Origin of the sequence: Pedobacter jeongneungensis (assembly GCF_000633455.1) — a bacterium.
Classification (GTDB): Bacteria; Bacteroidota; Bacteroidia; order Sphingobacteriales; family Sphingobacteriaceae; genus Pedobacter; species Pedobacter jeongneungensis_A.
This window is the reverse complement of sequence record NZ_AYMG01000017.1, coordinates 237,894-250,903: the sequence shown is the minus strand read 5'-3', so window position 1 is coordinate 250,903 and position 13,010 is coordinate 237,894. Positions and strand designations below refer to the sequence as shown.

Below are 13,010 nucleotides of genomic sequence, written 5' to 3'. Positions count from 1 at the left end.
AAATGGAAGAGCTGGGATTCTTTCTAAAAATGAATTTTTAAAGATCAAAAAACAAAATGAATAACAACAAGCTGTATAAAATGCCTTTGTTTATGTATTTTGGGATTTAATTGTAACCAAATGAAAAAACTGCTTTATCTATTTTTAGCCCTCAGCTTATGGGGATGTAGTACGACCAAAAACATCAATAACACATCAGAAAAGTGGATTACTCTTTTTAACGGCAAAGACATTAAAGATTGGAACGTCAAAATCCACCACCATGATTATAATGTAAATTTCGGTAACACTTTTAGGGTGGTTGATGGCACCATACAGGTACGTTATGATCAATATGGCGATTTTAATGACCAGTTTGGCCATCTTTATTATAAAACACCATTTTCTTACTATCACCTTAAACTGAAATACCGTTTTGTTGGTGAACTGCAAAAAGGAGCGCCAAGTTATACCCTGCGAAACAGTGGTATAATGTTCCATTCGCAGGATCCTAAAACGATGCCCAAAGAACAAGACTGGCCAATTTCAATCGAAATGCAGTTTTTAGGAGGTTTAAGCGACGGCAGGCCGCGGCCAACGGGTAACATGTGTTCGCCAGGTACCGATATTTTTTACCAGGGCAAGTTATACGATGGCCATTGTTTAGATTCTAAATCAAAAACATACGATGGCGACCAATGGGTATCAGCAGAACTCATTGTACTCGGCGACTCACTGGTTACGCATATTATCAACGGTGATACGGTTTTACAATACAGCAAACCACAGATTGGTGGCGGAGTAGCCAACCGCTACGATCCTAAAATCAAAATTGATGGCAAAGCACTTACAGCAGGATTTATCGCTTTGCAAAGTGAAGGTCAGCCGGTAGATTTTAAAGATATCCAGATCATAGAACTGCCACATCACGGCAAGACAAAATCAAAATAAACATTTTTCGATATCATACGTTACAAGAACATGAAAGTTGCATTAATTACAGGAGGAAGTAAAGGAATCGGTTTTGGTATTGCCGAGGCCCTTTTAAAAGACGGTTATAAAGTTGCCATTACGAGCAGAACTATAGATAGCGCAAACCAGGCCGCCGCCAACCTGGTGGAGCATGGAGATGTACTGGCCATTGAAGCCAATGTTGCAGATTTTAACTCTCAACAGGAAGCCATTAACCTGATTATCGAAAAATGGGGACAATTGGATGTACTAATTGCCAATGCAGGCGTTGGACATTTCGCACCGATCGATGAATTAAGCGTTGATTTATGGAAAGAAACGATAGACACCAATTTAACAGGCGTTTTTTATAGCATTAAAGTATCGGTAAACGAAATTAAAAAGAGCAAAGGTCATATTTTTACCATTTCGAGTTTAGCGGGCACCAACTTTTTTGCGGGAGGCTCGGCCTATAATGCGAGTAAGTTCGGTTTAACAGGCTTCACCCAGTCGGTAATGCTCGATTTAAGAAAATATGGCGTAAAAGTAAGCACCATTATGCCTGGCTCGGTTGCAAGCCATTTTAACGATCACCAACCCAACAGTGAAAACGATGCATGGAAAATCCAGCCGGAAGATATGGGAAAACTGATTGTTGATTTATTGGCTATGCCAGCAAGAACATTACCAAGCAAGGTAGAAATCAGACCTACTACGCCAAAAGGATAGTAAGGATGGAAGATGTGAGATGGATATATGGAAGATGGGTTAACCCAATTTCATTATCCATCTATACCTTTGGAAGATCAATAATGATTTCCCAGAGATTATCCGAATTTAATGCCTCAGAAACTATTCTCAGTTACAAAACATTATCAATAAAACAAAATGACCTGACTTTGTTACAATATATATCAAAATATGCCCTGACTTTGTTACAAAGATTTAGTATATTTGGGTTGACTTTGTTACAATCTCACTGAAAATGACATTTAAACGATCCATTGAAAACAGTTTAATTCAATGGAAAAACAGCAAAAACAGGAAACCTCTAATCATTCGAGGGGCACGTCAGGTTGGAAAAACAACGCTGATAAAAGATTTTGCAAAAAGCTATCCTACTGCTATTTTTCTAAATCTGGAGAAACCTGCACACCGTCAGTATTTTGATGATTTTGACGATGTACAAAGCATTGTTGAAGCGCTGTTCTTGGGCCATAATCTTCAATCAGATAAAACAAACGAAACACTACTATTTATTGACGAAATCCAGGAAAGTGCAAAAGCAATCCAAATGCTAAGGTACTTTTATGAAGAAATTCCAGAATTACACGTGATTAGTGCCGGCTCGCTTTTAGAGTTCGTACTGCAAAAGGTAGTAAGTTTTCCGGTTGGCAGGGTTGAATTTTTATATCTATATCCCTTAAATTTCCAAGAATACCTTCAGGCTAATCAAAAAAATGATTTATTAAAATATCTGCTTCAAACTCCGGTAAAAAATGTTGCGCACAAATTATTACTAAAAGCTTTTCATCGGTATGCAATTATCGGAGGTATGCCCGAAGTAGTTAAAACCGACATAGAAGAGCACAGCCTTTCCAATTTGCCAATTGTTTACGAAAGCATTTGGGCAACCTATAAAAACGACATCGAGAAATACACCCAAAGCGATACAGCAAGAAGAACAATCAATCATATTATGGGCAGTGCCCACCTTTTCCTCGATAAGCGTGTTATTTTTCAAGGCTTTGGAAATTCGAATTATAAATCCAGAGAGATTGGAGAGGCTTTTAGGATATTAGATGATGCAAAAATTATCAGGTTAATATATCCATCTACCGATACCGAAGTGCCAATTATTCCTGATTTAAAAAAATCACCCAGACTACAATTTTTAGATACGGGATTAGTCAACTATTCATTGGGCATCCAAGGAGAAATGCTCGCCTTAGAAGATTTAAGTTCAACTTACAAAGGAGCCGTTATTCCACATTTATTTACACAAGAGCTGATATCAACTGAGCGCATATCTTCCCACAAACCCAATTTTTGGGTAAGAGAAAAAAAACAGTCTGATGCAGAAGTTGATTTAATTTATGCTTATAAAAAAATAGTAATACCAATAGAAATCAAATCAGGCAGTACAGGAAGCTTAAGATCACTTCATCAATTTATAGATGCATCAGCGCATCCTTTTGCCATTAGGGTATATGGTGGTGAATTTAGATTAGAAAAAACAATTACTCCGACGGGCAAGCCATATCTGTTGCTAAATCTTCCGTACTATCTGGGAACGCGCATAGCAGAATATGCTGAATGGTTAACAAATCAATCTCTGTAAATCCCTCATCATCCATCTTACCTTATCCATTTTACATAAAAAAAGTCCCGATTTGCATCGGGACTTTTTATTGATTCTTTAAAGAATGCTTATTCAGCGATTACTTCGAAAGGAACCTGAACTTTAACTTCTTTGTGTAAGTTTAAGTTAGCAACATATTCGCCAACAAATTTAGGTTCAGTTTCGAAAGTGATACGACGACGGTCTACATCAAAGCCTTGAGCTTTTAATGCTTCAGCAATCTGGATGGTGTTAACCGCTCCAAAGATTTTTCCGCTTTCGCCAGCTTTAGCACCGATTGAAAGTTTAACATCAGTTAAACGCTCAGCAACACCTTCAGCATCTTTTTTGATTTTATCTTGTTTAAAAGCAGCTTGCTTTAAGTTTTCAGCTAAAACTTTTTTAGCAGAAGAAGTAGCTAATGCTCCAAATCCTTGAGGGATTAAATAGTTACGGCCATAACCTGGCTTTACTGTAACTACATCATCTTTCTCACCAAGGCCTTTAATATCTTGTTTTAAAATAATTTCCATATCTCTAGCCTCCTATTTTAATTGATCAGCAACGAAAGGTAACAAACCGATATGACGGGCACGTTTAACTGCCTGAGCCACTTTACGTTGGAATTTTAACGAAGTACCAGTTAAACGGCGTGGTAATAATTTACCTTGATCGTTAATAAATTTCAACAAGAAATTTGCATCCTTGTAATCGATGTATTTAATTCCGTTTTTCTTGAAACGGCAATATTTTTTACGGTTATCCTCTACTTTAGGGGCAGTTACGTATTGAATTTGTTCTCTTGCCATTACGCTGCAACCTCCTTAGTTTTTTTGTTAAAAGCACCACTACGCTTTTTCTCATTGTAAGCAATTGCGTGTTTATCTAAACGGATAGTTAAGAAACGTAACACACGCTCATCGCGTTTTAATTCAAGCTCTAATTTTGCGATCAAATCTCCTGAAGCTTTGTATTCAGTTAAGTTGAAGAATCCGTTTGATTTTTTATCAATTGGATACGCTAATTTTCTCAAACCCCAATTATCTTCCTGGATAATTTCGGCACTGTTGTCAGTAAGAACTGCTTTAAATTTGGCTAATGCCTCTTTTGCAGCCTCTTCTGATAACAACGGGGTTAGAACGATAACAGTTTCGTACTGATTCATTGTTATTAATTAAGTTTTTTAATTTTTTAATCCCGAGGTATATTACGGGGATGCAAAAGTAACAATATTTTTCTTAAAATCAAAGGATTAGTTACATTTTATAATGTAGATGGAAAAGGTAAATGATGGGTGTTTGAAAATGGAAGATGGAAAACGGATGATGGAAATTGAAAACCATGAATATCACATTATCCATCTTATATCATCCATCTTACATAAAAAAAGGGGAATTATCTATCAAGACAATCCCCCTATATCAATTAGCTGTTATTGTTAGTAAGTTTGTATCGTTTTAACGAAAGATTCATCTTTAAATTTAACTACGAAGGTTAACTCTCTTGAATCCGTTTTGCTGATATTGAATTTTTTGGTCAGCTGCTCTTTATCTTTGAAAACCTCGTTGTAAACCTCATCATTGTATTCGTTGTATACTTTAACTTCGATTGGGCTTTTATCTAAATTTTCAAGATTAAGCGTAACTACCTGATCTTTTTGAGTATAAACAGGTTTAAAGATATTAGAGATTTTCGGCTCAGAAACAACAGCCTCACCATCTTTAATGGTCACTGTATATTTAGCCAGTTTTAAATCAGACTCTACTTTAAGTATATATTTTCCGTCAGGAAGTGCATTTAAATCATAAACTTTGCTTGAGAACGCTGCAGCGTGAATGTTTTCTTCAAACAGCACCTCATCATCTGAACCCAGAAGTGATAAATTCACATTTTCTGCCTTATCAGCAGTAAAACGGATATATTTTTCTTTTTCGCCTTTTACCTTTAGTGTAAAATCATCATCGTTAGCGTGAACACCCGTAGTAGTAAAAAATAAAGCTGCTATTAAACCGATTTTTAAGAACTTTTTCATAACCAATATTTTTAAAGAGTTAATCATTATATGATGGTACTAAGGTAAGAAGGTAATTTGCACATAGTTAGTTGCATATTTTCCACTTTCTATGCTATATTACCCCAGTTTAATACCGATTTTATCAAAAGTTATAATAAAGCATATTTTTTATATAAATTAGAAGCATAATTCAGGAAATAATGAAACCAAGTTTCGAGGTTGTCGAACCCTCTTTCGGTAGTTCATTCTATTATTCAAAATATGTAGAAAATGCCAATAACATGGCACATCTCTGGCATTACCATCCGGAAATCGAAATGGTATTTGTAAACGGTGGTGCCGGCAAAAGGCAGATCGGCAGTCACGTTTCTTATTATACCGATGGCGATCTCATCCTGATTGGCAGCAACCTGCCCCATTGCGGTTTTACCGATACCAACACCGGGAACAAAAATGAAACGGTGATCCAGATGAAGCCGGATTTTTTGGGCAGTACTTTTTTAGGTCTGCAGGAAATTAAAGGCATCCACGAATTATTCGATAAAGCGAAGGACGGGATCGCTTTTGGCAGCGAAACCATGAATTTGGTTGGCGACAGGATAGAAATGATGGATGACCAGGCACCTTTTGAGAGGCTTTTAACTTTATTGAGTGTTTTAAAGGAACTCGAACTGGCTAACGATTATAAAATTTTAAACGCTGATGGCTTTTCGATGGAAATGCAGGTGCAGGATAACGACCGCATCAATATGATTTTCAATTATGTGAAAGATCATTTTCAGGATCAAATCAGTCTACAGCATGTGGCAGAAATGTCGAGTATGACCGTTCCTTCATTTTGCCGTTATTTTAAAAAGATTACCAAAAAAACCTTTACGCATTTTGTAAATGAATACCGTGTGGTACATGCTTCAAAACTTTTGGCCGAAAAACCGATCAGTATCGCCAACATTTCTTACGAAAGCGGTTTTAACAATTTTAGCCACTTTAATAAATTATTTAAGGAATTTACGGGTAAAAGTGCTTCGGAGTATAGACATGAATTGAAATCCGTAATTAAATAATATATTAGAACAAGTTTTTAAAATATGAACAAGCCTTTCCTATTAATATTTTTAATATTTACCAATCTGATCAGCCTCTCTACTTACGCCCAATATGTCGAAATCAACCTGGTTAATTGCAAAATAAGTGATAGCGAGCAAAAGAAAATAGAAAAACTGATTGCTTACGAGAGAATGTTTTGTAATGAGATTTTCGAAACCAGTGAGAACATCACTGTACCCGTTAAAATCAACATTTACGGAAAATCTAAAGATTACCGCATAGAAAAAAACAAGTACAACGCGCCATCATCAACCGGATTCTACATCCCGGCAATAAACCAGGCTTTTATCATGAAGAGCGGCGATTTTATTCCCGTGGCCTTGCACGAGGCCAGTCATAGCATTTTTCAGTTTAATTATAAAAAATCGCCTAAGTGGCTAAATGAAGGATTAGCGGAGTTTTTCGAAACACTGGATTTTGACAGCGAAGGAAATTTATATTCATACCCTCAAACCTATCGCATTAAAAGCATAAAAGCAGGCATAGCCGACAGTGATACAGAAAGATTAAAAAAGTTTTTCAAAATATACGATGGCACCTTTTATGGACACGGCATAGATGACAACTATAATACGGCATACAGTATAATCTACTATTTCATCAAAAACAAAAGTACCAAAGCGCTAAAAAATATTATAAAATTAACTGCACAAGGACATGATACTGAAGAGGCTATTGAGCTTACTTATGGTAGTTTTGATGCATTTGAAAGCAACTATAAACAGTTTTACCGCCTTCACCCTTAGATTATTAATATTGCTTCACTTTTATACGATAGTTACCCTTATAATATTCTTTCATTTTAATCACCTCTTTTGATTTCTCGGTTAGCCAGAAAATCGCATAACTATCTTTGGTGTAATTAATTTTAAGCAGCCAACAATTAGCCGAAATATCTGCATTCAATTTCAAATTATCTTTGCCAACCACTTCATAGCGGTGGTAAGTTGCTGATTTTTCGTTGGGATCGAAAAAGGAAATATCAAATTGCTGGCCAACCTTTTTAACTGGTAATAAGGCATAAGTTTCTAAATCCTGCTCCCACGAAATGATCGGAATATCCAATTTAACCGGACCTTTTTTTATTGCATCATTATTTTTCACGCTATCAGATGGCTGCATCAAGCCATTTTTATAATCGTAGGCAAAAATACCTCTGCGTTTATAATTTGCATAATGATAAATTGGCTCCAGCGTTTTTCTATCACAAATATTAGTTATTGTGGCAATTAGAGAATCGTTGTGAAGCCATTTCCAGCCAAATTCTACAACGTCACTTTTATCTCTTTTTTTAAAAGCAGTTGTTCTTTCCCATATATCGCCGACAGTCCGTTTCGTTTCAAGAGAATCTGTCATATAAACCAGGTAGCTGTTTTTTCCCTCTTTCAGATTGCTCATTACCAATTTATGGTTTTGTGCATTTATAGTATCAACCTGTGCCATCGAAGTGCCTGCAAAAGACAACAATATCGCGCTAATAAAAATTAATGTCCTCATTTATAAAGTTTTATGATTAGATTAATTTTATTATTAAATGTTACGCACTCTTTTACAAATTGTTCAAGAATTTCAACTTTTCCACATTCCAACTTTTCAATCTTACAACACCTAAATTTTTCCTATTTTCGTGCCGATGGAAAATTTTATCGTTTCTGCCCGTAAATATCGCCCAGCCACCTTCGAAACCGTAGTTGGCCAGCAGCATATTACAGGTACGTTAAAAAATGCCATCAAAAATAACCAGCTTGCCCAGGCATTTTTATTTTGCGGGCCGCGTGGGGTAGGTAAAACCACCTGCGCACGTATCCTTGCCAAAACCATTAACTGTACCAACCCTACAGCAGAAATGGAAGCTTGCGGCCAATGCGATAATTGCCTTTCATTCCAGAACGGACATTCTTTTAATGTGCACGAATTGGATGCGGCATCGAACAACTCAGTTGACGATATCCGTAGTTTAATTGAGCAGGTGCGTATACCGCCACAAGCCGGAAAATATAAGATTTATATTATTGATGAGGTTCACATGTTGTCACAAAGTGCGTTTAATGCCTTTCTGAAAACGTTGGAAGAGCCACCATCATATGCCATTTTTATTCTGGCTACTACCGAGAAACATAAAATCCTGCCAACCATTTTATCGCGTTGCCAGATTTTTGATTTCAACCGTATCCAGGTAGAAGATATTGCCAGCCACCTGTCAACAATTGCACAACGCGAAAATATTGCTTTCGAAAGTGATGGTTTACACATTATTGCCCAAAAAGCTGATGGTGGATTGCGTGATGCGCTTTCGATGTTCGATCAGATTGCAAGTTACGCCAATAAGAACATCACTTATAAAGCAGTAATCGATAACCTGAACATTTTAGATTACGATTACTTTTTTAAACTTACATCTTACCTAACTGCTGCAGAAGTGAGTCAGACCCTGCTCTTGTTTGATGAAATTTTGAACAATGGTTTTGATGGCAACAACTTTATCAATGGTTTGGCCAGTCACTTCCGTAACCTACTGGTAGGTAAAGATGCCGCTACCATTAAATTATTAGAGGTAAGCGAGAACATCAAGCAAAAATATCTTGATCAGTGCAGGCAAACAGAATTATCGTTCCTGTTAACAGCGCTGAATTTAGCCAATACCTGCGATTTAAATTACAAAAACTCTAAAAACCAGCGTTTACAGGTAGAGTTGGCACTGATTAAAATGTGCCACATCCGGTCGGTCGTCAATTTAGCACAACAACCTTTAAACACTACTAACACAGCAACTGACGGAGATCAGGATAAAAAAAAAACTAATGTCGTAGCTGAACAGGTTGAAAGCCCGAAGCCAAAAGCCGAAAGCGAAAACACTGTTTCTGCCCCGGCACCTACCATTAGTGCACCTGTTTTACCCAGTATCCCTGTAGAAGAAAAAGCAAAGGAAACGCCCAGGGTTAGCAGTCCTCCGCCCTCTACAACTTCCATCAATATTAATATTTCGAAGGCTGGTGCAGCGAGTAAGCTCATTCCTTCACTAAATGATTTTGATCGCATTGCGCAGGAGGAAGAAGATAAAGGTCCCAAAAAAGCAACCGGCGAAGCCCGCGAAGTTTTTAGTTACGATCGCCTATTGGAAATCTGGAGCATATATACTCAAAAGCTTAAAGCTGCGGATAAAATCAACCTTTTTACCATTTTAAACAATTTTGCGCCAACGCTTTTAAATCCTCAACTGATTGAGATTTCGGTAGAGAGTAAAACGCAGGAACACCTGATACAACAGGAATCTGTGGAGCTTTTAAATTTCTTGCGAAACGAACTCCGCAATTTTGCGGTAGAGGTTACCTATAAACTGGTAGAGCGTAAAATAGAAAACAGGCTTTATGGTAACCGCGAAAAATACGATTACCTGGTAAACAAAAACCCTAAACTTGATGAACTGCGCAGAAGGTTTAATTTAGATATTAATCCTTAACCATAGCGAAGCAAATCTGTTTTTTCTCTTTGTATATTTTACTATAGTCTGCACTCCTCCATTGCACCAATTGCAAACTCCTCGAAATAAGCTAATTGGCTTTTCCATAAGATTTCGTTTGCGCTACGTTAAGATTAATTGCTTATCTATAATTTCTGATGTCCATAAAATCACAAATAATTGTAATGAGCAATCTTTATAGGCTATGCTATTGAAAAATTAATAACTAATTCTGCGGTTAAATAATGTATCAAGCTTAGTTGTAAGTGCAAACCTGGTCTGATCGATTTTAATTTTTCTATTATATGTTTGTATAGAAAAATCAATATTTCTATAGGATGGATGTCTTTTAAATAAATATAAGGCTATAGATCTGGATCCTGCTTCTAAATAGAGTGTATCTCTTACCATTTGTTGAATTGAAGAGTTAACCCTAACTGCATTGATGGGCAAAACTAGCCTATCCAATCCCTCATCCTTCGCAATAGTTATATTTCTCGAAGTATTGTCAGGATCTACCAGACTGATATCGCTTTTAATAAATTGATAATTGTTAGATTTACTTGTAAAGAAACCATACTGCCAATTTAATCTTGTAACCCTAAAAATAAAAGACTGAGTTACTGAAAGTGCGTAGCAATCAATATTTTTATCAACCCAGACACTAACTTTCATCACCGATAAAAAAACAATTAACAGTATTATTCGGAAAGTAATTTTATATGCTTTTATCATTTTCTTTCAATTTTAAATTAGCAAAAAACACTGGATACCAACACACTACATTTAACACAATCAGAAGCAGTCCAAAGAACAACAAGTCCATAAAAAGTGCAATAAACAAATGCATTGATATAATGATCAATATGATGTACAATCTGGTTTTCTTAAACCATACTAATAGAAAATATGATGATTCTATAAACACTACCATAATCCCAAAAGAGGCATAAAAAAGAATACTTTGGCCTTTTGGAAAAAAACTTGTTGTCATAATGGTTGGGTCGTTGCTCAGGAAATAAATAAACCTCCCATTCCACCAGTTTAACATGAATGCTTTCTCAAATCCAGCCGATATATAAGTTATAATTAAATAGAGTTGCAATACCCTAATACAAATCTGCTTAATCTCGTTAAGGCTAGGATAATTATCTTTTTTGATTAGCGACAAGCTATAGCCTGTTGGAAATATGGTTAGAAAGAAAAAGCATACCGATTGATAAATATCTACACCAAATGCAAAAGAAGACATTACATTGGTAATTAGCGTAAAGGTAATTAAGCAAATAATGGCTGATAATCTCGTCCAAATGCCTAACAATAACGTACCAAGGCTTAAAAAATATACCGTAAGAATTGAAATCATTACATACTGGGGCGACACGTGCAATAAATCAGCTATTTTTTGCGGATGACACTCGAACCAAAGGGCATTTGCATTAGAAACCTCCCAATTAACTATACCGTTTGGCGCAAAAAAAACATCGTAATCTAAAACCAATGTAAACATCGAAATAATTGCAAATAGCGCTACCAAAATTCTAAATACTTCTAATTGGTTAGCGTTATAGCAATAGGTAATGTTATAAAACACATTCTCCTTCAAAACACTTTTAATTTTATATAAATCCATTTTCTGTTTTTTTGGTATTTTATTGATTTAAATAACATTAAGAAACCATTTAAATTTGTTGAGTTATTTCTTTGTATAGCAGGGTTCAAATTTGAGCGCCTTTTAAAATTTGCGATAACTGTAAAAGAACCAGTTGAAATTTAAATAGCTTCTGATATTCTAGTGCAACAATAACTGCTGCACTAGCGTATCAGGTTTTAATTCAATCCTTTTTTAGCAAGGATTGAATTTAACTGGTTAAAACGTTCTTCTCCTAGTTTAGATTTAAGCAAATCGCCACTTTGTTTATAAACCCACCATTTTTCGTTAGCGGCTAAAACTGCATTAGCTGCAAGTCCGGGCATTCCGCTAAAACCACCCCTTACTGTCGATTTTAATTGTCCAACTTTGTCTGGTGTAACAACTGCCAGCTGTCCCTGGTCACCCAACACTGCTGTAAAATCTCTACCCAAAACCCTTTGTAGCTGTTGTTGCTCCGCCCTGGTAAATTCTACTGGTTTTTCAACCGCCTTAATATCCAATCCTTTTTTAGTAAGGATTTTATTTAATTGGTTAAAACGTTCTTCTCCCAATTTAGACTTAAGCAAATCGCCACTTTGTTTATAAACCCACCATTTTTCGTTAGCGGCTAGAACTGCATTAGCTGCAAGTCCAGGCATTCCGCTAAAACTACCTCTTGCTGTCGATTTCAATTGTCCAACTTTGTCAGGCGTAACCACAGCCAGTTGTCCCTGCCCACCTAATACCGCCGTAAAATCTTTACCAAGAATCCGCTGCATCTGCTGTTGCTCTGCTTTAGTAAATTTTACTGTTCTTTGTTGCGAAAATGCGATAGTACTAAAAGCTAATGCTGTTAGTAGTAGAATTGATTTTTTCATTTTATTTAGATTTAATTTTTATTCCTACTCTTTTAAGGATTTTCGGAATACTCCTTTAATTTGAATACTATTTATAATCTCTGCTATTTGCTTTGAATCCTTTCTCATCAATTCTATCTGTTTTAACAAGTTGCCGTATTACTAAAATTTGCAGTCGGGCTTGCACATCACAAAGTTGCTATACGATGAGACCGCAATCAATGTGTATAAAACTGAATTTCGATGTGTGTTTAACGATAAAATTTACCGTTGTTTAACGATACTGAAAACGGGGTAATACCCCTAGCTTTCCCAGCTGAACATTCTATAACCAATAACAATAAGCAGTTCGTACTACGCTAAGTGACGATGACAAAGGTTTTAATATAGAAAATCGGTAAGCAGAGGTATTGGACTAAATAACATCAAAAAAAGAATAGTCCTAATGGGTGGTAATCACGTTAATGAATGGCTTTGAAACCCATGGCCTCCTGGTTAAAAGAAATACATCCCGATGTACTAATTATGGGCTTAAGTATGCTAGATGATGAGCATAGCCTTGTAAAGATGATCAAAAGTGGTGATCACGGATATTTGCTAAAAATATACATCCAGCGGTATTGGCGAATGCACTGAACCATTTAGTTAAAATAGATATTATTACCCAA

At 36.1% G+C, this 13,010-nt stretch carries 14 protein-coding genes; 6 read left to right on the top strand and 8 right to left on the bottom strand.

The features are described from left to right. The first annotated feature begins 120 nt into the window (after positions 1-120). From U859_RS0117365 to U859_RS0117355, 3 genes are all read left to right on the top strand, one after another. Positions 121-930: a DUF1080 domain-containing protein gene (locus tag U859_RS0117365; RefSeq protein ID WP_025144602.1), complete on the top strand. Its 810-nt coding sequence runs from the start codon at positions 121-123 to the stop codon at positions 928-930. A gap of 30 nt (positions 931-960) precedes the next feature. Beyond that, positions 961-1,659 (top strand): SDR family oxidoreductase, encoded by a 699-nt coding sequence (locus U859_RS0117360; protein WP_029985895.1) that lies wholly within the window; start codon positions 961-963, stop codon positions 1,657-1,659. Between the two features lie 256 nt (positions 1,660-1,915). Further along, a complete protein-coding gene (locus U859_RS0117355; protein WP_025144600.1) occupies positions 1,916-3,271 on the top strand; it encodes an ATP-binding protein in 1,356 nt (451 codons plus the stop codon). Between the two features lie 89 nt (positions 3,272-3,360). Here U859_RS0117355 and rplI read toward each other — a convergent pair whose 3' ends face one another. The 4 genes from rplI to U859_RS0117335 all read right to left on the bottom strand — a co-directional run bounded on the left by rplI (position 3,361) and on the right by U859_RS0117335 (position 5,303). Next, the gene (gene rplI / locus U859_RS0117350) at positions 3,361-3,804 is read right to left on the bottom strand and encodes a 50S ribosomal protein L9 (RefSeq protein WP_025144599.1); all 444 of its coding nucleotides are present in this window, start codon (positions 3,802-3,804) and stop codon (positions 3,361-3,363) included. Positions 3,805-3,816: 12 nt separating this feature from the next. Then, positions 3,817-4,080, bottom strand: a complete 264-nt coding sequence (rpsR, locus tag U859_RS0117345; protein ID WP_010599582.1) for a 30S ribosomal protein S18 — start codon at positions 4,078-4,080, stop codon at positions 3,817-3,819. Next, positions 4,080-4,436 carry a 30S ribosomal protein S6 gene (rpsF, locus tag U859_RS0117340; protein ID WP_025144598.1) on the bottom strand — a complete coding sequence of 119 codons (357 nt, stop codon included), beginning with the start codon at positions 4,434-4,436 and terminating at the stop codon, positions 4,080-4,082. The genes rpsR and rpsF overlap by 1 nt, the downstream gene beginning before the upstream one ends. A gap of 273 nt (positions 4,437-4,709) precedes the next feature. Further along, positions 4,710-5,303: a hypothetical protein gene (locus U859_RS0117335; protein ID WP_162799978.1), complete on the bottom strand. Its 594-nt coding sequence runs from the start codon at positions 5,301-5,303 to the stop codon at positions 4,710-4,712. A gap of 182 nt (positions 5,304-5,485) precedes the next feature. On the opposite strand from U859_RS0117335, the gene U859_RS0117330 reads away from it, so the two are divergent. Both U859_RS0117330 and U859_RS0117325 read left to right on the top strand, forming a co-directional pair. Further along, positions 5,486-6,349, top strand: coding sequence for an AraC family transcriptional regulator (locus U859_RS0117330; protein WP_029985894.1), 864 nt, complete (start codon positions 5,486-5,488; stop codon positions 6,347-6,349). 24 nt (positions 6,350-6,373) lie between these two features. After that, positions 6,374-7,138: a DUF1570 domain-containing protein gene (locus U859_RS0117325; RefSeq protein ID WP_025144595.1), complete on the top strand. Its 765-nt coding sequence runs from the start codon at positions 6,374-6,376 to the stop codon at positions 7,136-7,138. Positions 7,139-7,142: 4 nt separating this feature from the next. Here U859_RS0117325 and U859_RS0117320 read toward each other — a convergent pair whose 3' ends face one another. Then, entirely contained in the window at positions 7,143-7,889 is a 747-nt protein-coding gene (locus U859_RS0117320) for a hypothetical protein (RefSeq protein ID WP_162799977.1), read from the bottom strand. A gap of 136 nt (positions 7,890-8,025) precedes the next feature. Here U859_RS0117320 and U859_RS0117315 point away from each other — a divergent pair, with 136 nt between their 5' ends. After that, positions 8,026-9,852 carry a DNA polymerase III subunit gamma/tau gene (locus U859_RS0117315; protein ID WP_025144593.1) on the top strand — a complete coding sequence of 609 codons (1,827 nt, stop codon included), beginning with the start codon at positions 8,026-8,028 and terminating at the stop codon, positions 9,850-9,852. A gap of 219 nt (positions 9,853-10,071) precedes the next feature. Here U859_RS0117315 and U859_RS0117310 read toward each other — a convergent pair whose 3' ends face one another. From U859_RS0117310 to U859_RS0117300, 3 genes are all read right to left on the bottom strand, one after another. Then, positions 10,072-10,587: a hypothetical protein gene (locus tag U859_RS0117310; RefSeq protein ID WP_025144592.1), complete on the bottom strand. Its 516-nt coding sequence runs from the start codon at positions 10,585-10,587 to the stop codon at positions 10,072-10,074. After that, entirely contained in the window at positions 10,571-11,485 is a 915-nt protein-coding gene (locus tag U859_RS0117305; RefSeq protein WP_025144591.1) for a hypothetical protein, read from the bottom strand. Before U859_RS0117305 ends, U859_RS0117310 begins: the two co-directional genes overlap by 17 nt. A gap of 197 nt (positions 11,486-11,682) precedes the next feature. Beyond that, on the bottom strand, positions 11,683-12,363 hold the full coding sequence (locus U859_RS0117300) for a hypothetical protein (protein WP_025144590.1): 681 nt from the start codon (positions 12,361-12,363) through the stop codon (positions 11,683-11,685). Between the last annotated feature and the right edge of the window lie 647 nt (positions 12,364-13,010).

Coding starts and splice junctions, on each gene's coding strand:
- U859_RS0117310 (WP_025144592.1), bottom strand. CDS start 10,587: ATGATAAAAGCATATAAAATTACTTTCCGAATAATACTGTTAATTGTT.
- U859_RS0117300 (WP_025144590.1), bottom strand. CDS start 12,363: ATGAAAAAATCAATTCTACTACTAACAGCATTAGCTTTTAGTACTATC.
- U859_RS0117325 (WP_025144595.1), top strand. CDS start 6,374: ATGAACAAGCCTTTCCTATTAATATTTTTAATATTTACCAATCTGATC.
- rpsR (WP_010599582.1), bottom strand. CDS start 4,080: ATGGCAAGAGAACAAATTCAATACGTAACTGCCCCTAAAGTAGAGGAT.
- U859_RS0117335 (WP_162799978.1), bottom strand. CDS start 5,303: ATGAAAAAGTTCTTAAAAATCGGTTTAATAGCAGCTTTATTTTTTACT.
- U859_RS0117365 (WP_025144602.1), top strand. CDS start 121: ATGAAAAAACTGCTTTATCTATTTTTAGCCCTCAGCTTATGGGGATGT.
- U859_RS0117330 (WP_029985894.1), top strand. CDS start 5,486: ATGAAACCAAGTTTCGAGGTTGTCGAACCCTCTTTCGGTAGTTCATTC.
- U859_RS0117355 (WP_025144600.1), top strand. CDS start 1,916: ATGACATTTAAACGATCCATTGAAAACAGTTTAATTCAATGGAAAAAC.
- rpsF (WP_025144598.1), bottom strand. CDS start 4,436: ATGAATCAGTACGAAACTGTTATCGTTCTAACCCCGTTGTTATCAGAA.
- U859_RS0117320 (WP_162799977.1), bottom strand. CDS start 7,889: ATGAGGACATTAATTTTTATTAGCGCGATATTGTTGTCTTTTGCAGGC.
- U859_RS0117305 (WP_025144591.1), bottom strand. CDS start 11,485: ATGGATTTATATAAAATTAAAAGTGTTTTGAAGGAGAATGTGTTTTAT.
- U859_RS0117315 (WP_025144593.1), top strand. CDS start 8,026: ATGGAAAATTTTATCGTTTCTGCCCGTAAATATCGCCCAGCCACCTTC.
- U859_RS0117360 (WP_029985895.1), top strand. CDS start 961: ATGAAAGTTGCATTAATTACAGGAGGAAGTAAAGGAATCGGTTTTGGT.
- rplI (WP_025144599.1), bottom strand. CDS start 3,804: ATGGAAATTATTTTAAAACAAGATATTAAAGGCCTTGGTGAGAAAGAT.